This window comes from Arthrobacter mobilis, assembly GCF_012395835.1.
Lineage (GTDB): Bacteria > Actinomycetota > Actinomycetes > Actinomycetales > Micrococcaceae > Crystallibacter > Crystallibacter mobilis.
The window spans coordinates 262-21,521 of sequence record NZ_JAAZSQ010000033.1 but is presented as its reverse complement, the minus strand read 5'-3'; the positions used below and the strand labels follow the sequence as shown (position 1 = coordinate 21,521).

The window sequence follows — 21,260 nt, the reverse complement described above, 5'->3', positions numbered from 1 at the left end:
ACCACCGGGTCCACCAACATGGTCAAGGTCCACCGCGTCGGGGACCTGGCCGACGCCGGACACCGGCCCCCGCGCGAAAAGGTCGGCCCCTGGCCCCACGAGGACAACCGTCCCTGACCTCTGCCCCAAAGCGGCCGGTCAATGCTTCCGGGCATTGACCGGTCGCTTTGGTACCGGTGCCGCCGGCGTCACCGCACAGGCGCACAAACAAGTGGCCAGCAGATGCCCGGACAGGACATCTGCTGGCCACTTTCTGCCTTGGGGGGGCCTCAGGCCTCGCCCCGGCGGATGAGCTTGCCGCCCGGGTGCTCTCCGTCGATTTCCGTCCCCCGCAGGAAGGTGCGGCGGACGACGCCGGCCAGCGGCTTGCCGTCGTACGGGGTGATCGGATTCCTGTGGTGCAGTTTCTTCACGTCCACCACGAAGCTCTCGTCGGCGGCAAAGATGGAGAAGTCCGCATCGAAGCCCAGGGCCAGCTGCCCCTTATGGGTGAGCCGGGCCAGCTCCGCCGGCTTCCGGGCCATCCAGGACACGACCGTCTCCAGCGGGATGCCGCGCCGGCGTGCCTCGGTCCAGATCAGCGGCAGGCCCAGCTGCAGCGAGGCAACCCCGCCCCAGGCCACGCCGAAGTCGCCGTTCTCCAGGTCCTTCAGATCCAGCGTGCTCGGGGAGTGGTCGGAGACGATGCAGTCGATAATGCCGTCCTCCAGGCCCTTCCAGAGCAGCTCGCGGTTGGACGCCTCGCGGATCGGCGGGCAGCACTTGAACGCGGTGGCACCGTTCGGGATCTCCTCCGCCAGCAGCGTCAGGTAGTGCGGGCAGGTTTCCACCGTGAGCCGGACGCCGTCGCGCTTGGCGCTGGCAATCATCGGCAGGGCGTCCGAGGAGGACAGGTGCAGGATGTGGGCGCGAGCTCCCGTCCAGCGGGCACGCTCGATGACCTCGGCGATCGCCACGTTCTCCGCCCCGCGCGGCCGGGACGCAAGGAAGCGGGAGTACTGGTCGCCCTCGGCGTGCGGGGCACGGTCGATGGCGCGCGAGTCCTCGGCGTGGACGATCATGAGCGAATCGAAGCCCTTCAGCTCCGCCATGTCCTTTTCCATCTCGTCCGCATCCAACGGCGGGAACTCGTCCACCCCCGAGTGCAGCAGGAAGCACTTGAAGCCGAAGACGCCCTCGTCGTGCAGCGGGCGCAGGTCGCCGATATTGCCCGGCACCGCCCCGCCCCAGAAGCCCACGTCCACGAACGCCTGGCCGCTGGCGGCCGCGCGCTTTTCCTCCAGGGCCGGGACGTTGACCGTGGGCGGAATGCTGTTCAGCGGCATGTCCAGGATGGTGGTCACCCCGCCCGCGGCGGCGGCCCGGGTGGCGGAGGCGAACCCTTCCCACTCGGTACGTCCGGGTTCGTTCACGTGGACGTGGGTGTCCACCAGGCCCGGGATCAGCGTCTCGTCGGCAGCCAGGTCGAGGGTTTGCCGGCCGCGCAGGCCGTTGCCCAGCGGTTCAATGGCCGCGATTTTGCCGTTGCGCACGCCCACCTCGCGGGCGGTGATGCCGGCAGTGGTCAGGATCCGCTCGCCGCGGATCACCAGGTCGAATTCGGGACCCGTCGATGTTTCGCTCATTGGTTGTCTCCTCGTTGAGAACTTACGGATAGGGTGCCGGCGGGACTGCCGGCACCAAGCAGGTGATGCGCAATCTTCCGGCCGGTTTCTTCCAGCAGCGCCGCCGCGTTGGCCATGCACTCGGCCGGATCGGCCTCCAAATCGGTCAGGGCGTAGGTCCGCACGAACCCGGCTGCCTCCAGCTGGCTGCCGGTCAGCAGGGTGCGTCCGCACACTGCCGCCACCGGCACCCCGGCGGCTGCGGCCAGGGCGGCCACGCCCACCGGCGCCTTGCCCTCCAGCGACTGCAGGTCCAGGCTGCCCTCACCGGTGACCACCAGCGCGGCACCTTCGATTTTAGGTTTCAGCTGCGTCATTTCCATGACGACGTCGATGCCCCGGCTGCGCCGGGCGCCCAGTACCGCCATGGCGGCGAAGCCGACGCCGCCGGCCGCGCCCGCGCCCGGGGAATCCGCCACTTGGCGCACCTGGCCGCCGGTCCCGGCGGCCAGCACCTCCACGAAGCGGGCCAGCGCGGCGTCGAGCTCGGCGACGTCGGCTGCCGAGGCGCCCTTCTGCGGACCGAAGACCGCTGCGGCGCCGTTGGCACCCAGCAGCGGATTGTCGACGTCGGAGGCCAGCACGATCTCGGTGCGCTCCAGGCGCCGGTCCAGTCCGGACAGGTCCACCGCGGCCAGGCTGGCCAGCGCCGCCCCACCTTCCGGCAGGTCCGAACCGCCGGCGTCGAGCAGCCGGGCGCCCAGGCCGGCCAGCAGGCCGGCGCCGCCGTCGGTGCTGGCGCTGCCGCCGATCCCGAGCACAATTTGCGTGCAGCCGGCGTCCAGCGCGGCGCGCACCAGCTCCCCCGTGCCCCGGCTGGTGGCGGTGCGCGCCTGCAGCTGGCCGCCGGGCAGCACCGCCAGCCCGGAGGCGGCGGCCATCTCGATCACTGCCTGCCGGCCGCGGACGGCAAAGGCTGCCACCAGCGGCTCACCGGTGGGCCCGGTAACCGTGGCCTCGTGCCGGGCGTAGCCGGCGCCGAAGGCGGCTTCGAGGGTGCCCTCCCCGCCGTCGGCCACCGGCACCTTGGCTACCGCCAGGCCGGGGGCTGCGGCCAGCAGCCCCCGTTCCAGCGCGGCGGCGGCTTCGGGCGCGGACAGCGAACCCTTGAACTTGTCCGGGGCGATCACGACGCGCATGGCCGGCTCAGTCCAGCAGGGCGACGATGGCGGTCGGCGCGTCCTCGTGGCGCCCGGCCAGGTCCTCGAACTCGGTCACGTTGTCCAGCTCGGTGCCCATGGAAATGTTGGTCACACGCTCGAGGATGACCTCCACCACCACCGGGACCTTGAACTCGGCCATCAGCGCCCGGGCCTTGTCGAAAGCGGCGGCCAGATCCTCGGGGTTCTCCACCCGGATGGCCTTGCAGCCGAGGCCTTCGGCCACCTTGACGTGGTCCACGCCGTAGCCGGCCGCGGTTGCGGAAAGGCCAGTGGAGTTCACGTTCTCGAAGGCCAGCGAGACGTGGTAGTCCATCTCGAAGCCGCGCTGGGACTGGCGGATCAGGCCCAGGTAGGAGTTGTTCACCACCACGTGGATGTAGGGCAGCTGGAACTGCGCGCCGACCGCCAGCTCCTCGATCATGAACTGGAAGTCGTAGTCGCCCGAGAGCGCCACGACGGTCTCGTCCGGTTTGCCGCGGACCACGCCCAGGGCGGCCGGGCCGGTCCAGCCCAGCGGGCCTGCCTGGCCGGCGTTGATCCACTTGCGCGGACCGAACACGTGCAGCAGCTGGGCGCCGGCGATCTGCGACAGGCCGATGGTGGAGACGTAGGTGGTCTCCGGGCCGAAGGCCTTGTTCATTTCCTCGTACACACGCTGCGGCTTGATCGGCACGTTGTCGAAGTGCGTCCGGCGCTGCATGCGGCCGCGCTTTTCCTGCGCCGACCGGACCCAGGCGGAGTAGTCCGGCAGCGTGCCCGCGGCCTGGCGCTCCCGGGCCACCTCGATCAGGGCCTCGAGGGCGTAGCCGGCGTCGGAGACGATCCCGAAGTCCGGGGAGAACACGCGGCCGATCTGGGTCGGCTCGATGTCCACGTGCACGAAGGTGCGGCCGGCGGTGTACTTTTCGATCGAGCCGGTGTGGCGGTTGGCCCAGCGGTTGCCGATGCCGATCACGAAATCGGACTCGAGGAAGGTCGCATTGGCATACTTGTGGCTGGTCTGCAGGCCCACCATGCCGGCGGTCAGGCGGTGGTCGTCCGGGATCGCACCCCAGCCCATCAGCGTCGGGACCACGGGCACGTTGAGGATCTCGGCCAGTTCCACCAGCTTGTCCGAGGCATCGGCGTTGATGATGCCGCCGCCGGCGACGATCAGCGGCTTCTGCGCGGCCGTCAGCATGTCCAGGGCCTTCTCGGCCTGCCTGCGGGTGGCCCGCGGCTTTTCGACCGGCAGCGGTTCGTAGGCGTCGATGTCGAAGTCGATCTGGGCCATCTGCACATCGAACGGCAGGTCCAGCAGCACCGGGCCGGGGCGGCTGGAGCGCATGAGCTGGAAGGCCTTCTGCACCGCACCGGGGACCTGGCCGGGTTCGAGGATGGTCATGGCCATCTTGGTCAGGGGCTTGGCGATGGACTCGATGTCCACGGCCTGGAAGTCCTCCTTGTGCAGCTTCGCGACCGGGGCCTGGCCGGTGAAGCACAGGATCGGGATGGAGTCGGCCTGCGCGGCGTAGAGGCCGGTGATCATGTCCGTGCCGGCGGGGCCGGAGGTGCCCAGGCAGATGCCGATATTGCCGGCCTTGGCGCGCGAGTAGCCGTCGGCCATGTGCGAGGCGCCCTCCACGTGGCGGGCGAGGGTGTGGCGGATGCCCCCGTGGGCCTTCATCGCCGAGTACAGCGGGTTGATCGCGGCGCCGGGCAGGCCGAAGGCCTCGGTGGCGCCCTCCTTCTCCAGGATGGCCACGATCGCGTCGACAGTGCGCATCTTTGCCATGTCGATTGCTCCTTAAAGTCGGTTCCGGTTACTGCTTGCCCGAGAGCTCGTTGGTGAGCTTGAAGAGGCCCGAATGGTCGAGGCCGCCGTCGCCGCGGGCGACGAGGGCGGAGACGAGCTGGGCGACTGCAGCACCGAGCGGGACGACGACGCCGGCCTCGCGGGCGGCGGAGGTGACGATGCCCAGGTCCTTGTTGTGCAGGGCCAGGCGGAAGCCGGGGTCGAAGTTGCGGTCCAGCATCTTCTGCCCCTTCTGGTCCAGGACCTTGGAACCGGCCAGGCCGCCGCCGAGGACCTTCAGGGCCGCATCGGTGTCGACGCCGTAGGCCTCGAGGAACACGACGGCTTCGGAGAGCGCCTGGATGTTGACGGCGACAATCAGCTGGTTGGCGGCCTTGACCGTCTGCCCGGAGCCGGAGGGGCCCACGTGCACGATGGTCCTGCCGACCGCCTCGAGGACCGGCCGGGCGGCTTCGAAGTCCTCGGCCTCGCCGCCGACCATGATGGACAGGACGGCGTCGATGGCGCCCTGCTCGCCGCCGGAGACCGGGGCGTCGAGCGGGCGGAGGCCGGCGGCACGGGCGTCGCCGGCCAGGCGCTTGGCCACATCCGGACGGATGCTGCTGGCGTCGATCCACAGCGTGCCCTGCCTGGCGTTGGCAAAGACGCCCTCGGGGCCGCTGACCACGCCCTCGACGTCCGGGGAGTCCGGCACCATGGTGATGACGACGTCGGCGTCCTTGACCGCGTCCGCGATGCTCGCGGCGCCCCGGCCGCCCTCGGCGGCCAGCTTGTTGATCTTGTCCTCGCTGCGGTTGTACCCGGTGACCGTGTGGCCGGCCTTGACGAGGTTGATGGCCATGGGCAGGCCCATGATGCCGAGTCCGATAACTGCAATGTTGCTCATGATGCGTCCTGTTCTGAAGTCTGTCCGGGTGCTGGTGAGGAGGTGGCCGGGCGTCAGTGCGCCGCGGTGCGTTCGCGGATGGCCCAGGCGAAGGCGGTTTCGGCCGGCTCCTTGTATTCGAGGCCGATGTAGCCCGTGTAGCCGAGCTCGCGGGAGCGGGTGATCCACTCGCCCAGCGGCAGCTGGCCGGTGCCGGGGGCGCCGCGGCCGGGGTTGTCGGCGATCTGGATGTGGCCGAAGTCCTTGGCGTGGTTCCCGATCACGGCCTCGACGTCGTCCCCGTTGACGGCCAGATGGTAAAAGTCCGCCAGAAGCTTGATGTTCTCCGCGCCCGATGCGGCCTTGACCCGCGCGATCACGGCGAGCGCGTCCGCCGCGCTCAGCAGCGGGTACCGCGGGGCGCCGCTGACCGGCTCGAGCAGGACCGTGCCGCCGATCCGGGCGACGCCGGCTGCCGCGGCCGCGAGGTTTTCGGCGCCGGTGGCGTCCTGCTTTTCGGCGGATTCGCCGTCGATGCGGTTGCCGTAGAGGGCATTGAAGGCCTTGCAGCCCAGGCGTTCGCCGATGCCGGCGACGACGTCGATGTTGTCGCGGAATTCGGCCGAACGGGCCGGCCAGGAGACCAGGCCGCGGTCCCCGCCGGGCATGTTCCCGGCATTGAAGTTCAGTCCGGTCAGCTGCACGCCGGCGTCGGTGATGGCCCGTTCAAAAGCGGTGACGTCCTTATCGGCCGGGACCGACTCGGCGAACGGCCACCAGAACTCCACGTTGTCGAAGCCGGCCGCCTTGACTGCTGCGGGGCGCTCGAGCAGCGGCAGCTCGGTCAGGAGGATGGAGCAGTTCACGGTGTAGGACATGGGAGCCTTCCTAATCTTGAGGTCCGGTAAAACTTCCGGACCAAACTTTCGAATGGCGGAAGTTTTATTCTGCTTTATGAAAATCCTAGGACGCCACACGCGTGGCTGTCAATACTGCCGGCGGGACAATCTTCCACAATGTGAAATGTCAATTCCTTCTTGTGGAACCCTGTGATCCACATTACAGTAGGTGCAAACTCCATTGCCGCCGCCGGACCGCAACCGCCTCCATCCATGACGGTTACCTGGCACGGACCGCGGCGGAACGGCCGGCAGCCGGGCGGAATCCTCCGCCGCCACTGGCACGACTGCCGGCCCCCAGGGCAGGCCCGGGACCCTATGTCTCCGGCACACCCGCCCAGCGGGACGCCCGTTCGATTGAGCAGAAAGTACTACCCATGAACGCTATCCCCGAAGTGGCCGCCGCCAACGACGTTGCCGGCTCCGCCCCATTGACCGGATCCGTCAGCCTCGACCAGGCCGGCCGCAGCGAAGCGCTGGCCTCGGTCAGCCCGCGGCTCTACAACCAGGACCTCGCCCCGACCCAGCGGCAAGGACGCCGCTGGTCGGCCTACAGCATCTTCACCCTCTGGGCCAACGACGTGCACAGCCTGGGCAACTACGCCTTCGCGATCGGCCTCTTCGCCCTGGGCCTCGGCGGCTGGCAGATCCTGCTCGCCCTCGGCGTCGGCGCGGTGCTGCTGTTCCTGCTGCTCAACCTCTCCGGCTACATGGGCTACAAGACGGGCGTTCCGTTCCCGGTCATGAGCCGGATCAGCCTGGGCATCCACGGAGCCCAGATCGCCGCCATCGTCCGCGGCGGCGTCGCCATCGCGTGGTTCGGCATCCAGACCTACCTGGCCTCCGTCGTCTTCCGGGTCATGCTCGTCGCCCTGGTTCCCGGGCTGGCGGACCTGGACACCAACAGCATCCTCGGCCTCTCCACCCTGGGCTGGGCCTCCTTCGTGTTCCTCTGGATCGTCCAAGTGGTCATCGTCAGCTACGGGATGGAAATGATCCGCAAGTATGAGGCCTTCGCCGGCCCGGTCATCCTGGTGACCATGGCCGCCATCGCCGTCTGGATGTTCGTCGAGGCGGGCGGCTCCATCGCCTGGTCCACCGACAACAGCCTCGCCGGCGCCGACATGTGGCTGGCCATCCTGGGCGGCGGCGCCCTGTGGGTCGCGATCTACGGCACCTTCGTCCTGAACTTCTGCGACTTCACGCGCTCCTCCACGACCAAGAAGTCCATCACCCGCGGCAACTTCTGGGGCATCCCGCTCAACATGCTGGTCTTCGGAGCCATCGTCGTCGTGCTCGCCGGGGCGCAGTTCAAGATCAACGGAACCATCATCGAAAGCCCCTCGGACATCGTCCAGACCATCCCGAACACGCTGCTGCTCGTGCTGGCCTGCCTGGCCCTGCTGGTGCTGACCGTGGCCGTGAACCTGATGGCCAACTTCGTGGCTCCCATCTACGCCTTGACCAACCTGTTCCCGCGCCGGTTGAACTTCCGCCGGGCCGGCATCGTCAGCGCCGTGATCGGCCTGGTCATCCTGCCGTGGAACCTCTACAACAACCCGGTGGTCATCGTGTACTTCCTCGGCGGCCTCGGCGCCCTGCTCGGCCCGCTGTTCGGCGTCATCATGGCCGACTACTGGCTGATCCGCCGCACCAAGGTCAATGTCCCGGATCTGTACCGCGATGTCCCGTCGGCCTCGTACTACTACCAGTCCGGCTTTAACCAGCGCGCTATCGCTGCCCTGGTTCCCGCGGCCGTCATCGCCATCCTGATCGCTTTCGTCCCGGCCTTCGCGGCGGTATCATCCTTCTCCTGGTTCTTCGGTGCCGGCATCGCCGCCCTGCTCTACTTCTTCATCGCGGACCGGAGCCAGCGGTTCGAGGATGTCTCCGGCGAGCCCATCGCGGTGCCGAGCATCCACTGACCAACCCTGAAGCACGCCAACCGAAAGCGGGAACCATGCGCATCCTTGTCGTCAATGTCAACACCACCCAGTCCATGACGGAGGCCATCGGGGAATCAGCCCGGTCTGCTGCCTCCGCAGGAACCGAGATCGTCGCCCTGACCCCGCGGTTCGGCGCCGACTCCTGTGAGGGAAACTTCGAAAGCTACCTCGCCGCGATCGCCGTGATGGACAAGGTGCTCTCCTACCCGGAGCCGTTCGACGCCGTCATCCAGGCCGGCTACGGCGAGCACGGCCGCGAGGGGCTCCAGGAACTGCTGGACGTGCCAGTGGTGGACATTACCGAGGCCGCGGCAAGCACGGCGATGTTCCTGGGCCACAAGTACTCGGTGGTGACCACGCTGGACAGGGCGGTACCGCTGATCGAAGACCGCCTGAAACTGGCCGGCCTCGACGACCGGTGCGCGTCGGTGCGCGCCAGCGGCCTCGGCGTGCTGGAGCTGGAGGAGGACCCGGCACGGGCCGTGCAGGCGATCGTCGAGCAGTCCGAACTCGCCGTCAAGGATGATAAGGCCGAGGTGATCGTCCTCGGCTGCGGCGGCATGGCCGAGCTCGAGGAACAGGTCAAGGCGCGCACCGGCGTGCCGATCGTCGACGGCGTGCGCGCCGCCGTCGCCATCGCCGAATCCCTGGTCCGGCTGGGACTGACGACGTCGAAGGTGCGCACCTACGCCCCGCCGCGGCCGAAGAAGGTGCTCGGCTGGCCGCTGAACGCGGATGCTGCAGCTGCGGGGCCGGAGGGAACCCGGGTGGCGGCGGCCCCCGGATCCTGAGCGCAGGCCGGAACCTTCGAGCCTAACCTCGGAAGTCCCTCGTCCGGATGGATCCGGACGAGGGACTTCCGCATCTGTGCCTGGATTCAGGGGGCTGCTGCGTTCGATTGCCCGGCCGGGGATACGCGCCCCTTCGGGGATGTGCGTGATGTGGGCTTTGCGGGGCATGCCCGCGCAGGCCCGCCAGGAGAAGGCCGCGGCGTGACTGGAGCCGGTGCCGGAGGTTTCGGCCGTACCATGCGGATCTTCTGCTGCTCTGCGCTGTCGCCGCGACAGCCATCCCGGCAGCCACCGTCAGGCACACCGGTCCAGCGGGCCGCTTCGGATATCCCGGCCTCGTCACTTCTTCGCCTGGTACCGCGGCCTCGCCGTCGTCCTCTGCGCAGGCCTGGCGGTCCGCGTGCGGCTCAGCCCGCCGCCCGCCAACCGAAATCCCTGACGGTCCACGGACGGCAACCTTCCATCCGGTGAGGACGATCCCCTGTAGATCCGCGCGGTTCGCCGCCGGATGTGGCATGGCTCCGCCCCCGGACCTTGTGCAGGCCCGGGGGCGGAGCGGCGTGGGGAGGAGCGGTCAGAGCCGGATCTGGCGGTTGACGTCCTTGTAGAGCAGGTACCGGAAGTTTCCCGGTCCCCCGGCGTAGCAGGCCTGGGGACAGAAGGCGCGCAGGGACATGTAGTCGCCCTCCTGGACTTCGACCCAGTCGCCGTTGAGGCGGTAGACGGCCTTGCCTTCGAGCACGTAGAGGCCGTGCTCCATCACGTGCGTCTCGGCGAACGGGATCGAGGCGCCCGGTTCGAACGTGACGATGTTGATGTGCATGTCGTAGGCGAGGTCGTCCACCGGCAGCATCCGGGTGGTACGCCACTTGTTGTCCGTATCCGGCATCGGGTGCGGCTCAAGCTCCTGCTCGTTGCCGAACACGGGCTTGGCCGTGTAGCCCTCCAGTGCCTCGTAGGCCTTGCGGATCCAGTGGAACTTGGCCGGCGCTTCGCCGTCGTTGCGCACGCTCCAGTCCGCTCCGGCCGGCGCATAGGCAAAGCCGCCCGGGGCCAGGATCCGGGTTTCGCCCTCGATGGTGACGGTCAGTTCGCCGTCAACGACGAACACGAAGCCTTCGACAGTGTCCTGGGCCTCCGGCTTCCGGGAGCCGCCCTGCGGGGCCACTTCCATCAGGTACTGGGCGAAGGTCGTGGCGCCGCCGGCCACCGGCCGGTTCAAGACCCATACGGCCGTCTTGTCCCAGTCCGGCAGCACACTGGTGACGATGTCGCGCAGGACCCCGCGCGGGATGACCGTGTAGGCCTCGGTGACAATGGCCCGGTCGGTCAGCAGGTCCGTCTGCGGGGGCAGGCCTGCAGGGTTGGAGTAGTACTTGCTCATCGATCAGTCCTTCCGGGAGTCTGTGGTGCGGGGGTGGGCGAGCGCCTCGAGGGTGGCCACCGGCACCTGCGCGAGGGCGGTGACTTCGTCCCCTTCAACGGCGCCGCAGGCCAGGCCGCGGTGGATAAAGCGGGCCAGCGCCCGGGCCGTGGCCGGCTCGTCCATGATTGTGCTTTCGATCTTGTGGACGTAGTTCTTCAGCCGCCCGGCCGCCGCAGTCAAACCGTCCCGGTAGAACGCGTAGGTGGCCAGGAAGCGGGTGGGCAGCTGCGTGGAGTGCAGGTCCCAGCCCTGGTAGATCCCGCGCTCCAAGTGCCGCCGGACCAGGCGCGCGTGCAGGGCCCAGGCGTTGGCGACGTTTTCGGCATCGCCGAGCGGCAGGATGTTGGTGGAGCCGTCCGAGAGGTGCACGCCGGTGCCGGCGACCGCCACCTGCATGACTGACTTCGCGTAGTCCGCCGCCGGGTGCTCCATGGACTGGTACGCCGCGGCGATGCCCAGCGAGGCGCTGTAGTCGTAGGTGCCGTAGTGCAGGGAGCTGACCCGGCCGCCGCCGGCGTGGATCAGCTGCGCCACCGGCACCGTGCCGTCCGCGGCCAGGATCAGCTGCGGGGTCTCCATCTGCACCTCGAAGCGCAGCCGCCCGGCCGCCAGACCGTGAGTCTGCTCGAGCTGCTCGCAGGCGTAGACCATCGCCTCCACCTGGGCCACCGTGGTGACCTTGGGCAGGGTCAGGACCAGGCCCTCGGGCAGGCCCTGCTCCCCCGCGTGCTCCAGCAGGCTGCCGACGAACCGGTCCAGGGTGCGCAGTCCGCGCTCCCGGGTAGGTTCCTCGAAGCACTTGAACCGGATGCCGATGAAAGGTGGGGCGGTGCCGGCCGCGGCGGCCTGCGCCACCAAGCCTCCGGCCTTGAGGGCATCGGCGTCTTCTTCTGCATCGCTACGCGAACCGTAGCCATCCTCGAAGTCCAGGCGGAGGTCTTCGATCGGTTCGGCCTCGAGCTTGCGGCGGACGAGTTCGGCGATCCGGGAGGCATCGGGCAGGCCCAGGCCGGCGGCGATTTGCTCCAGCCCGCCGTGGTCCTTGGCCACCGAAAGCGCCTCGGCGCCCCAGCGTGCGGCCAGGTCCGGGGTGAACCTGTCGGCCGGCACATACACCGTGTGCACCGGCTGGCGGGCGGGGCTGTCGCCGGGATAGGAGTTCGCCAGCAGGGCGTCGGTCGCCGCGAGGTCCGCGTTGATTTTGGCCGTCACCTCGGAACCGAGCGCGAGCCTGGCCGCCATCAGGACACCAGCTCGTAGGCCGGCAGCGTGAGGAATTCCACGAACCCGCCCTCGCCCGTGGTCAGCTCGGCAATCAGCTTGGCGGCCGGTTCGTAGTACCTGGCGAAGGCTTCCTCGTCGTTGACCTCGGCGCGTAGCCGTTCGACCTCCTCGGCCAGGATCTTCCCGGCGAGTTCGCGGGTCACCGTGTTGCCGGTATCCGCGAGCGTGACCTGGTTGTGGATCTGCTGCCAGACCTGGGTCCGGGAGATCTCGGCCGTGGCGGCATCCTCCATCAGGTTGTGGATGGCCACTGCGCCATTGCCGGAGAGCCAGACAGCGGTGTAGGCCACGGCGACGTAGAGGTTCAGCCGCAGCCCGGCCTCGGTCACCTCGCCTTCGGCGGAGGCGACATCGAGCAGATCCGCGGCGCTGACCTGGACTTCCTTGCGCAGCCGGTCCACCTGGTTGGGCTTGTCCCCCAGGACGGAGTCGAAGACCTCCCGGCAGGTGTCCACCAGGTCCGGGTGGGCCACCCAGGAGCCGTCGAAGCCGTCGTTGGCCTCGCGCATCTTGTCGGCCCGGACCTTCTCCACCGCCTGCGCGGTGATCTCCGGCTCCCGCCGGTTGGGGATGAAGGCGGCCATGCCGCCCATGGCGAAGGCCCCGCGGCGGTGGCAGGTCTTCACCAGCAGCTCGGTGTAGGCCCGCATGAACGGCGCCGTCATGGAGACGCTGGCCCGGTCCGGCATCACGAAGGCGCTGCCGGACTCGCGGAAGTACTTGATGATGCTGAACAGGTAGTCCCAGCGCCCGGCGTTCAGGCCGGAGGCATGGTCCTTCAGCTCGTAGAGGATCTCCTCCATCTGGAAGGCCGCCGGGATGGTTTCGATCAGCACCGTGGCCCGGATGGTGCCCTGGGGAATGCCCAGCTCGTCCTGGGCAAAGACGAAAATCTCGTTCCACAGCCGTGCCTCAAGGTGGCTTTCCATCTTCGGCAGGTAGTAGAACGGGCCGTCCCCGGTGGACGCCAGGTGCCGGGCATTGTGGAAGAAGTGCAGGCCGAAGTCCACCAGCGCACCGACCGTCGGGGCGCCGTCGATGAGGATGTGGTTCTCGGGCAGGTGCCAGCCGCGCGGGCGCACCACCACGGTGGCCAGCGGGATGTCGGTGCGCAGCGTGTACTCCTTGCCTTCCTCCGAGGTGTAGGCCAGGTCTCCGCGGGCGGCGCCGTAGAGGTTCAGCTGGGCGTCGATGACGTTGTGCCAGGTCGGGGCGCTGGCGTCCTCCAGGTCCGCCAGCCAGACCTTGGCCCCGGAGTTCAGGGCATTGATCGCCATCTTCACCGGCGAGGCCGGGCCGGTCATCTCCACCCGGCGGTCCGTGAGCTTCCCGGGGGCCGGGGCGACCTGCCAGTCGCCGCTGCGGATGTGGCTGGTTTCGGGCAGGAAGTCGAGCTTGCCGGCGGCTGCGGCCTGCCGCCGGGCGGTGACGCGGTCGGCCAGCAGCCCGTCCCGGGTGGCGGCGAACTTCACGTGCAGCTGCTCGACGAAGTCCAGCGCTTCCTCGGTCAGGATCCGGTCCGCGCCGGCCACGGGCAGCCGGTCGGTAACGGTGAGTGCCATGGTATTCCTCGCTTCGGGGTCAGTGGTTCCGGGGAGCGGCTGCGGCGACTGCCGCTGCCACCTCGGAGGCAACGTGCGGATCGAAAACGCTGGGGATGATGAAGCTGGCGTTCAGCTCCTCCTCCGAGACGCGCCGGGCGATGGCCTCGGCGGCCGCCACCAGCATCGCGTCGGTGATATCGGCGGCGCCGGCATCGAGCAGGCCGCGGAAGAATCCAGGGAAGGCCAGCACGTTGTTGATCTGGTTGGGGAAGTCGCTCCGGCCGGTGGCCACAACTGCAGCGTACTTGGCGGCGATCACCGGGTCCACCTCCGGATCCGGGTTGGCCATGGCGAAGACGATGGCGTCCTCGGCCATGCTGGCCACCTGGGCCTCGCCCAGTACGTTCGGGCCGCTGACGCCGATGAAGACGTCGGCACCGGCGACGGCCTCGTGCAGCGTGCCGGCGAAGTTCTCCGGGTTGGTGTTCGCGGCGAGCCAGACGCGGTGGGCGTCGGTGTAGGTTTCGTTGCGGTTGATTGCCCCGCTGCGTCCGCAGGCGACAATGTTCAGGGCGCCCTGGGCCTTGAGCAGCTGGATGATGGCGTTGCCGGCAGCCCCGACCCCGGCGACCACGATCTTGACGTCCTCGATCTTCTTGTTGACTACCTTCAGCGCGTTCTGCAGGGCAGCCAGGGTCACGATCGCGGTGCCGTGCTGGTCATCGTGGAAGACCGGGATGTCCAGCTCCTCGCGCAGACGGCTTTCGATTTCGAAGCAGCGCGGCGCGGCTATGTCCTCCAGGTTCACGCCGCCGTAGACCGGCGCCAGTGCCTTGACGATGCTGATGATCTCCTCGGTGTCCTGGGTGTCCAGGCAGACCGGCCAGGCATCCACGCCGGCGAACTGCTTGAACAGCGCGGCCTTGCCCTCCATCACCGGCAGGGCGGCGGCCGGGCCGATGTTGCCCAGGCCCAGGACCGCCGAGCCGTCGGTCACCACGGCGATCGTGTTCCGCTTGACGGTCAGCCGGCGGGCGTCCTCCGGATTGGCGGCGATCGCCTGGCAGACGCGGGCGACGCCGGGAGTGTAGGCCCGGGAGAGATCGTCGCGGTTGCGCAGCGGGACCTTGGGAACGACCTCGAGCTTGCCACCCAGGTGCATCAGGAAGGTACGGTCGCTGACCTTGCGGACGGTGACGCCCTCGAGGGCTTCCAGTGCCTGGCGGACCTTCTCCGAGTGCTCCACGTCCGTGGTGTTGCAGCTGATGTCGACGACGAGGTGCTCGTGCGTGGATTCGGTGACATCCAGTGCCGTCACCGCGGCGCCGGCCGCACCTGCGGCGGCAGCCAGTTCGCTGGTGACAGTGAAATTCACGGGGGTTTGCACGCGCAAGGTGATCGAATACCCGGGACTGGGGACCGCCATAGTTCCTCCTGGACTTGGCCCCGGTCCGGGCCGTGCGGTTGCCGGACCAGGGGATTCATTTTCCGTATGATGGATATTATTATCTAATATGCGGAAATACAACCGCTCCGGGAAAAGTTTTTCGGATGATGAAATTTTGCCCCGCGGTGCGGTACCGTGGATACAAGGCCCAACCCATCAAGAGGGAGATTCCATGGCAGAGAAAGCCTCCGGGGGCGTCCAGTCCGTTGAGCGGGCATTCGAGCTCCTTGAACTGATCACCAAGGCGGGCGGCCAGGTCACCCTGAGCGAGCTGTCCTCCTTCACCACGCTGCCGCTGCCGACCATCCACCGGCTGCTGCGCACGCTGGTCTCCCTCGGCTACGTCCGGCAGCTGCCCAACCGCCGCTACTCGCTCGGGCCGAGCCTGATCCGGCTCGGCGAGGTGGCCAACAAGCAGCTGGGCACGCTGGCCCGGCCCTATCTGAAGGAACTGGTGGACACCTTGGGCGAATCCGCCAACATGGCGCTGCTGGATTCGGACATGGTGGTCTACGTCGCCCAGGTGCCCTCGCCGCACTCAATGCGGATGTTCACCGAGGTGGGCCGCAGGGCCCATACCCACGACACCGGCGTCGGCAAGGCCATCCTGGCCCAGCTGGAACCGGAAACCGTGCGCAGCATCGTCACCAGCGCGGGCATGCCGACGCCGACGCCGAAGAGCATCAGCAGTCTGAAGGATCTCGAGGCCGAGCTGGCACGGATCCGCGAACGCGGCTACTCCATCGACGAGGAAGAGCAGGAACTGGGCGTGCGCTGCTTCGCGATGGCGGTCCCCGACGCCCCGACGCCGATGGCCGTCTCGGTCTCGGGCCCGACCACGCGCGTCGACAGCGCCTTCGCCGAACGGGCCGTCCCGCTGCTGCGTGAGGCAGCGGAGCGGATCTCCAAGGAACTGAACGCCGCCGCCTGATCCAGGCAGCGGCAAAGGCCGGCCGGCAGCCTTGCTGCCGGCCGGCCGCTTGACGTGCAGCTGCAAGGAACGGATCAGCCCGCCCGCGCCTGGCGGCGCGGGCGGGCGTGAAGCCGGTTCCTACTTTTCGCTGGCGGGGATCGAGTCGCAGATCCTGCGGATGTCGTCCGTGCAGGTGACCTCGCCCTTGTCCAGCTTCTCCTTCACCACCTGGTACTGCTGGGCCGTCACGACCGGCACTTCCGAGCCGTCGGCCGCGATCAGCTTGCCGCCCTGGAAGTAGTCGCCCTCCTGCAGGGCCGTCACTTCCTCCGCCCGGACCATCCGCGGCGGGCTGGCCACGAACACCGACTGGTTCTCGGAGTTGCCGGCCTTCAGGTGGTTGAACAGCAGGTTCAGCAGCACGGCCATGATCGCCGCGGAGCTGATGCCCGAGTGGAAGATGATGCCGAACCAGGTGGGGAACTGATCGTAGAAGGTCTTGGAGACGACCGGGATCATGCCGAACGCCAGCGACACCGCCACGATGATCATGTTCATGTTGTCCTTGTAGTCCACCTTGGACAGCGTGCGGATGCCGCTGGCCGCCACGGTCCCGAAGAGCACGATGCCGGCACCGCCCAGGACGGGCGTGGGCACCGCCGCAACCACGCGGCCCAGGACCGGCAGGAGGCCGAGCACCAGCATGATCACGCCGCCGGCCGTGACCACGTAGCGGCTGCGGACACCGGTGATGGCCACCAGCCCGACGTTCTGCGCGAAGGCAGTCTGGGTGAACGAGTTGAACACGGGCGCCAGGGCGCTGGAGAGCATGTCGGCGCGCAGGCCGTCGGCAATCCGGCGGGAGTCGACCTTGGTCTTGGCGATCTCGCCCACGGCCAGGATGTCCGCCGTCGTCTCCGTCATGCACACCAGCACCACAATGGTCATGGAGATGATCGCGGCGATATCGAAGACCGGCAGGCCGAACGCGAACGGCTGCGGGATGGCGAAGATGGGGCCGTTGCCGACCTTGGAGAAGTCGGTCATGCCCAGCAGGGTCGCGATGACGGTGCCTGCGACGATGGCCAGCAGGATGGAGAGCCGGGAGATTGCCGCGTTACCGAGCTTGCTCAGCAGCAGGACGAGCACCAGCGTGGCGGCGGCCAGGCCGATGTTCGCCAGGCTCCCGTAGTTCTCCGCCTGGGCATTGCCGCCCATGGCCCAGTTGGCCGCGACCGGCATCAGGGTCAGGCCGATGGTGGTGATGATGACGCCCGTGACCACGGGCGGGAAGAACTTGACGACCTTCGCGAAGAAGGGAGCAATGACGAGCCCGATGAACGAGGCGACCAGCACGGAGCCGAACACCGTCTGGATGCCGCCGCCGCCGTTGAGGATCGCCGTCATGGTGGCCACCCCGGCGAAGGACACGCCCTGGACCAACGGGAGCTGGGAGCCGAAGAACTTCACCCCGTAGCTTTGCAGGACGGTCGCCGCGCCGCCGACGAAGAGGCAGGAGGCGATGAGGAGGGCGATTTCGTCCTGGGCCACGCCTGCGGCGGTGCCCACGATGAGCGGTACCGCGATGATGCCTCCGTACATGGTCAGCACATGCTGGAACCCGTAGGCGAAGGAGCGGCCGACAGGCAGCCTCTCGTCTTCGGGCCGCTGTGGCTTAGCATGGTGTTTTGTAGTGCTGGCTGCTTTCATGAGCATGACTTCCTTGTCTCACATGAGTAGTTGGCGGGATGGCCTAGGACACGGGCAGGTGTCCTAGGCCATCGTGACGAGGGAGGGGCCTGGGCCTTGGCGGACCTGCCCCGCCCGCTAGCAGAAGCCGGGGATATTGGCCCAGACAGCGTCTTCCTGCCCGGCGCCTTCACGTTCGACGGTGGCCTCGATCAGCCCGTACGGGCGGTCCGCGGCATAGAAGACCTCGTTGGGGTTGTCCAGCTGGAACGGCGTGAGGTCCACCAGGAAGTGGTGCTTGTTCGGCAGGGAGAGCTTGATTTCCGCGATCTCCGGGTGCGCTTCAAGAACGTGCTTGCCCATCTGGAACAGGGTCTGCTGCAGCGCCAGCGAGTGGGTCTGCGCAAACGCGTCCAGCAGGATGGCGCGCACGCTCTCGTACACGGCATTGAAGTCGATCTCCCCGGCCCCAGGGTTGTACCGCCAGCGGGCGGTCACATCGGTGGCCAGGATCCGGTCGGTGGTTTCCTGCAGGGTGGTGTAGCGGTCGCGCGGGAAACCATGGAACTCCGAGCCGGTGGACTTCAGGACCGTCAGGTCCTGGATGCCGGCAACAAGGTGGCGCCGGCCGCCTTCGATCAGGAGCACGGCAGTGCGGGTTTCGGACTTGTTGCGCGAGAACGCGTGGTCATGGTCGTTGATCCGGTCCCACTTGTACTGCTCGGCCGCCCAGCGTCCGCCGGTGACCCAGTCGAAGCTCTCGGTGAAGTGCCTGCCCAGGCGCAGCAGGAAAGCTTCGGGCGAGCCGACGCCGTCGCGCGCAAAGGCGTAGACGGTGTTCTTCTGCGTGTCGGTGGCCACCACCTTGGAGTTGTCGCCTTTGGTGTGCGCGGTCTCGAAGTCCCCGTGCAGCTGGGAAGTGACGTTCAGGTCCTCGATCTCGTGGCGTGCGGTGTCGCGGGTGATCTTGACCAGGCGGACTTCGGCCTTGCCGTACTGGTTCCGGCCCAGGACGATGCGGCCGGCAGCGGCGGCGGTCTCTTCGGTCTGCAAAGCGGTCATGGCTAGCTCCCTCGGTAGGTGGAATATGCAAACGGGCTGATGAGAAGTGGTACGTGGTAGTGCTCTGCCGGATCCTTCAGGGCGAAGGTCAGCTCCACGGACGGGAAGAAGGTTTCCGTTCCCTGCTCCCGGAAGTAGGAACCCGTCTCAAAGCTGATCCGGTATGTTCCTGCTTCGATCCGCTCGGGGCCAAGGTTCTTGATACGGCCGTCCTGGTCCGTCACCCCCGAGCCGATTTCCTGCCAGCCGGTTGCCGATTTGGCTTCCAGAGTGGCCTTGACACCGGAGGCAGGCCTCCCGGTCCCGGTGTCGAGAATGTGGGTAGTCACATGGCTGACACTCATGCTTCCAGTACTCCTCTGAGTCGGAGGACGGCGATTTCGCGCAACTGCCCGGCGATGACCGGCAGCTCGTCCTCGGGTGAATGGCCGAGCCGGCGCTCCAGCTCGGCGAGGATTTCCCCGGCGCTGCGTCCGGCCGCACGGATCAGGAAGACCCGGCCGAACTTGTCTTCGTAGGCTTCGTTGCCGGCCCGGATCCGGCGGGCAGTCTCCCCGGATTGGTCGACGCCGGCCTGCTCGCGGCGGGACATGCCGGCTTCGGTGCTGGTGCCGGCGGCGCGCTCGCCGATGCGCGGGTGGTGGGCCAGGGCACCGTCGATCTCCTCGACGCTCCAGGGGTGCGCCGCCCGACCGGCGAAGGCGGCCAGCTCATCGACGCTGGAAAAGGGCCGCTCCTGCACGATCTGATCGATCCAGCGCTGGATATCCACGCACGGGCGCAGCACGGCTGCTGCCTCTTCGGCGGACGCGGCATTGAAAAGGTTTAAATCCATCGGGTGTCAGCTCTTTCAGGTTTGCCCACGAGCAACGCTGAACACCCTTGACCATCGCTTCCCGGTGACACCGGGTTCCGACTTGATTCGATGTTATTGCATCGTGGTTATTGCATCGTGGAATCTTTATTTCGAAATCAGTGTAACTGCCATCACAGGTTCCGTGTCAAGGGTAGCCGCCGAATTGACTCCGGTGAACATGAAACCCTGGGAACCCTTGACGCGCCGAGCCCGGGGCCGTAGCGTTTTCCGTACAACAATATTTCTTTTCCGGAATACGGAAACTTATTCCCATCCCCCAGGAGGAACCATGTCCGCTCCCCGCCAGACCCCGACTGCTCCCAGCTCCACCGGCCGCGTCTTCGACGCCGGCGGAACCGATCCCGACTTCTATTTTCCGCAGCGCCCGGCCCGCAGCGGCGGCTTCCTGCGTTTCATCCGCAGTGTCCCAGGCCGGCTCGTCCGCTCCCTGCGCGGCTGATGCGGCACCAGAGCGTCCCTCGAACGGCGATGGCGGGTCCACCAGGACCCGCCATCAGCTTTTAACAGCCTTCAGCTCTTTTCAACCCCTCCCCGGGAAAACTGGTCGACAGCAAGGGTGTCCCTTGCTGTCGACCAATCTTTTTCAAGGGAGGGCTCAGGCATCGCCCCCGGCGTTGCCGGAGGTGCCGGCGTTGACATTGGCCATGTCGTAGCGCGCGTAGGCCTGCCGCGGCGCCTCGGGATCGATCTCCCCGCGTCCGGCCAGCAGCTGCAGGGTGCGCAGGACCACCGAGTGCGCGTCGATGCCGAAGTACCGGCGGGCCGCGGCCCGGGTGTCGGAGAAGCCGAAGCCGTCCGCGCCCAGGCTGGCGAACTCGTTGGGCACGAACTGGCGGATCTGGTCCGGGACCTGGCTCATGTAGTCGCTCACGGCGACCACGGGTCCTTCGGCTCCGGCCAGCTGCCGGGCGACGAAAGACACCCGGGGTCCGGACGCTGGATCAAGGAAGGCCGTCCGCTCGGCCTCCAGGCCGTCGCGGCGCAGTTCGGTCCAGCTGGTCACGGACCAGACGTCGGCGGAGACGCCCCATTCCCCTGCCAGGATCTGCTGGGCCTGAAGCGCCCAAGGCACCGCGACGCCGGAGGCGAGCAGCTGGGCCTTGGGCCCCGGCGCTTCGGAGGCCTTGAGCCGGTACATGCCCTTGAGCAGACCTTCGACATCGAGGCCGTCGGGCTCTGCCGGCTGGACGATCGGCTCGTTGTACACCGTCAGGTAGTACATGACATTCGGATCCGGGTGGCTCCCGCCGTACATGCGCTCCAGGCCCGCACGCATGATGTGGCCGATCTCGTAACCGTAGGCGGGATCGTAGGTAACCACTGCCGGGTTGGTGGCCGCCAGGATCGGGGAGTGCCCGTCGGCGTGCTGCAGGCCCTCGCCGGTCAGCGTGGTCCGGCCGGCGGTCGCACCGATCACGAAACCGCGGGCCATCTGGTCCGCCGCCGCCCAGAACGAATCACCGGTGCGCTGGAAGCCGAACATCGAGTAGAACACGTAGATCGGCACCAGCGGCTCGCCATGCGTCGCGTACGCGGTGCCGGCCGCGGTAAAGGCCGCCACCGCCCCTGCCTCATTGATGCCCGGATGGATCAGCTGCCCGGCCGGGGATTCCTTGTAGGCCAGGACCAGGTCCCGGTCCACCGACAGGTAGTCCTGCCCCTTGGGGTTGTAGATCTTCGCCGTGGGGAAGAAGGCATCCATGCCGAAGGTGCGCGACTCATCGGGCACAATCGGCACCACGCGGGCACCGAACTCCTTGTCCCGCATCAGGTCCTTGAGCAGGCGCACGAACGCCATGGTGGTCGCCGCCTGCTGCTTGCCCGAGCCGCGCCGAGCCACCTCCCAGGCTTTCTCCCCCGGCAGGCTCAGCTTCCTCGACCGGCTCCTGCGCTCC

Annotated in this window: 18 protein-coding genes; 4 read left to right on the top strand and 14 right to left on the bottom strand. The window is 67.9% G+C overall.

The window, feature by feature from the left end; translation table 11 throughout:
* Window positions 1-269: 269 nt before the first annotated feature.
* Genes allB through HGG74_RS19930 form a run of 5 tightly spaced genes read right to left on the bottom strand, consistent with a single transcriptional unit; the run spans window position 270 to window position 6,365 of the window.
* On the bottom strand, window positions 270-1,625 hold the full coding sequence (gene allB / locus HGG74_RS19950) for an allantoinase AllB (protein WP_168489218.1): 1,356 nt from the start codon (window positions 1,623-1,625) through the stop codon (window positions 270-272).
* Window positions 1,622-2,803 carry a glycerate kinase gene (locus HGG74_RS19945; protein WP_168489216.1) on the bottom strand — a complete coding sequence of 394 codons (1,182 nt, stop codon included), beginning with the start codon at window positions 2,801-2,803 and terminating at the stop codon, window positions 1,622-1,624. The genes allB and HGG74_RS19945 overlap by 4 nt, the downstream gene beginning before the upstream one ends.
* Before the next feature lie 7 nt (window positions 2,804-2,810).
* A complete protein-coding gene (gene gcl / locus HGG74_RS19940; protein WP_168489214.1) occupies window positions 2,811-4,601 on the bottom strand; it encodes a glyoxylate carboligase in 1,791 nt (596 codons plus the stop codon).
* 28 nt (window positions 4,602-4,629) lie between these two features.
* The gene (locus tag HGG74_RS19935; RefSeq protein WP_168489213.1) at window positions 4,630-5,508 is read right to left on the bottom strand and encodes a 2-hydroxy-3-oxopropionate reductase; all 879 of its coding nucleotides are present in this window, start codon (window positions 5,506-5,508) and stop codon (window positions 4,630-4,632) included.
* 53 nt (window positions 5,509-5,561) lie between these two features.
* Window positions 5,562-6,365, bottom strand: a complete 804-nt coding sequence (locus HGG74_RS19930) for a hydroxypyruvate isomerase family protein (RefSeq protein ID WP_168489211.1) — start codon at window positions 6,363-6,365, stop codon at window positions 5,562-5,564.
* Window positions 6,366-6,763: 398 nt separating this feature from the next.
* On the opposite strand from HGG74_RS19930, the gene HGG74_RS19925 reads away from it, so the two are divergent.
* Entirely contained in the window at window positions 6,764-8,311 is a 1,548-nt protein-coding gene (locus HGG74_RS19925; protein WP_168489209.1) for an NCS1 family nucleobase:cation symporter-1, read from the top strand.
* A 35-nt stretch (window positions 8,312-8,346) separates the two neighbouring features.
* Complete coding sequence (locus tag HGG74_RS19920) at window positions 8,347-9,123, top strand: aspartate/glutamate racemase family protein (protein ID WP_168489207.1); 777 nt, start codon at window positions 8,347-8,349, stop codon at window positions 9,121-9,123.
* Between the two features lie 574 nt (window positions 9,124-9,697).
* Here the strand turns inward: HGG74_RS19920 and HGG74_RS19915 are convergent.
* From HGG74_RS19915 to HGG74_RS19900, 4 genes are read right to left on the bottom strand one after another with little or no spacing between them, the layout of a single operon-like run.
* On the bottom strand, window positions 9,698-10,507 hold the full coding sequence (locus tag HGG74_RS19915) for a bifunctional allantoicase/(S)-ureidoglycine aminohydrolase (protein ID WP_168489206.1): 810 nt from the start codon (window positions 10,505-10,507) through the stop codon (window positions 9,698-9,700).
* 3 nt (window positions 10,508-10,510) lie between these two features.
* Entirely contained in the window at window positions 10,511-11,791 is a 1,281-nt protein-coding gene (locus HGG74_RS19910) for a DUF6986 family protein (RefSeq protein ID WP_168489204.1), read from the bottom strand.
* The gene (gene aceB, locus HGG74_RS19905) at window positions 11,791-13,395 is read right to left on the bottom strand and encodes a malate synthase A (RefSeq protein WP_168489203.1); all 1,605 of its coding nucleotides are present in this window, start codon (window positions 13,393-13,395) and stop codon (window positions 11,791-11,793) included. The genes HGG74_RS19910 and aceB overlap by 1 nt, the downstream gene beginning before the upstream one ends.
* A 19-nt stretch (window positions 13,396-13,414) precedes the next feature.
* On the bottom strand, window positions 13,415-14,803 hold the full coding sequence (locus HGG74_RS19900) for an NAD-dependent malic enzyme (RefSeq protein ID WP_168489201.1): 1,389 nt from the start codon (window positions 14,801-14,803) through the stop codon (window positions 13,415-13,417).
* Window positions 14,804-14,996: 193 nt separating this feature from the next.
* Between HGG74_RS19900 and HGG74_RS19895 the strand changes: the two genes are divergently transcribed.
* Window positions 14,997-15,755, top strand: a complete 759-nt coding sequence (locus HGG74_RS19895; protein ID WP_168489199.1) for an IclR family transcriptional regulator — start codon at window positions 14,997-14,999, stop codon at window positions 15,753-15,755.
* 120 nt (window positions 15,756-15,875) lie between these two features.
* Here HGG74_RS19895 and HGG74_RS19890 read toward each other — a convergent pair whose 3' ends face one another.
* From HGG74_RS19890 to uraD, 4 genes are all read right to left on the bottom strand, one after another.
* A complete protein-coding gene (locus tag HGG74_RS19890) occupies window positions 15,876-17,447 on the bottom strand; it encodes a nucleobase:cation symporter-2 family protein (protein ID WP_376766164.1) in 1,572 nt (523 codons plus the stop codon).
* 117 nt (window positions 17,448-17,564) lie between these two features.
* On the bottom strand, window positions 17,565-18,488 hold the full coding sequence (gene pucL, locus HGG74_RS19885) for a factor-independent urate hydroxylase (RefSeq protein WP_168489195.1): 924 nt from the start codon (window positions 18,486-18,488) through the stop codon (window positions 17,565-17,567).
* Window positions 18,489-18,490: 2 nt separating this feature from the next.
* A complete protein-coding gene (gene uraH, locus HGG74_RS19880; protein WP_168489193.1) occupies window positions 18,491-18,832 on the bottom strand; it encodes a hydroxyisourate hydrolase in 342 nt (113 codons plus the stop codon).
* Window positions 18,829-19,323, bottom strand: coding sequence for a 2-oxo-4-hydroxy-4-carboxy-5-ureidoimidazoline decarboxylase (gene uraD / locus HGG74_RS19875; protein ID WP_168489191.1), 495 nt, complete (start codon window positions 19,321-19,323; stop codon window positions 18,829-18,831). Before uraD ends, uraH begins: the two co-directional genes overlap by 4 nt.
* Window positions 19,324-19,633: 310 nt before the next feature.
* On the opposite strand from uraD, the gene HGG74_RS19870 reads away from it, so the two are divergent.
* Window positions 19,634-19,804: a hypothetical protein gene (locus tag HGG74_RS19870; protein WP_168489189.1), complete on the top strand. Its 171-nt coding sequence runs from the start codon at window positions 19,634-19,636 to the stop codon at window positions 19,802-19,804.
* A gap of 156 nt (window positions 19,805-19,960) precedes the next feature.
* Here HGG74_RS19870 and HGG74_RS19865 read toward each other — a convergent pair.
* The coding region (locus HGG74_RS19865; RefSeq protein WP_446680207.1) for a transketolase-like TK C-terminal-containing protein at window positions 19,961-21,260 on the bottom strand (1,300 nt) is incomplete at its 5' end.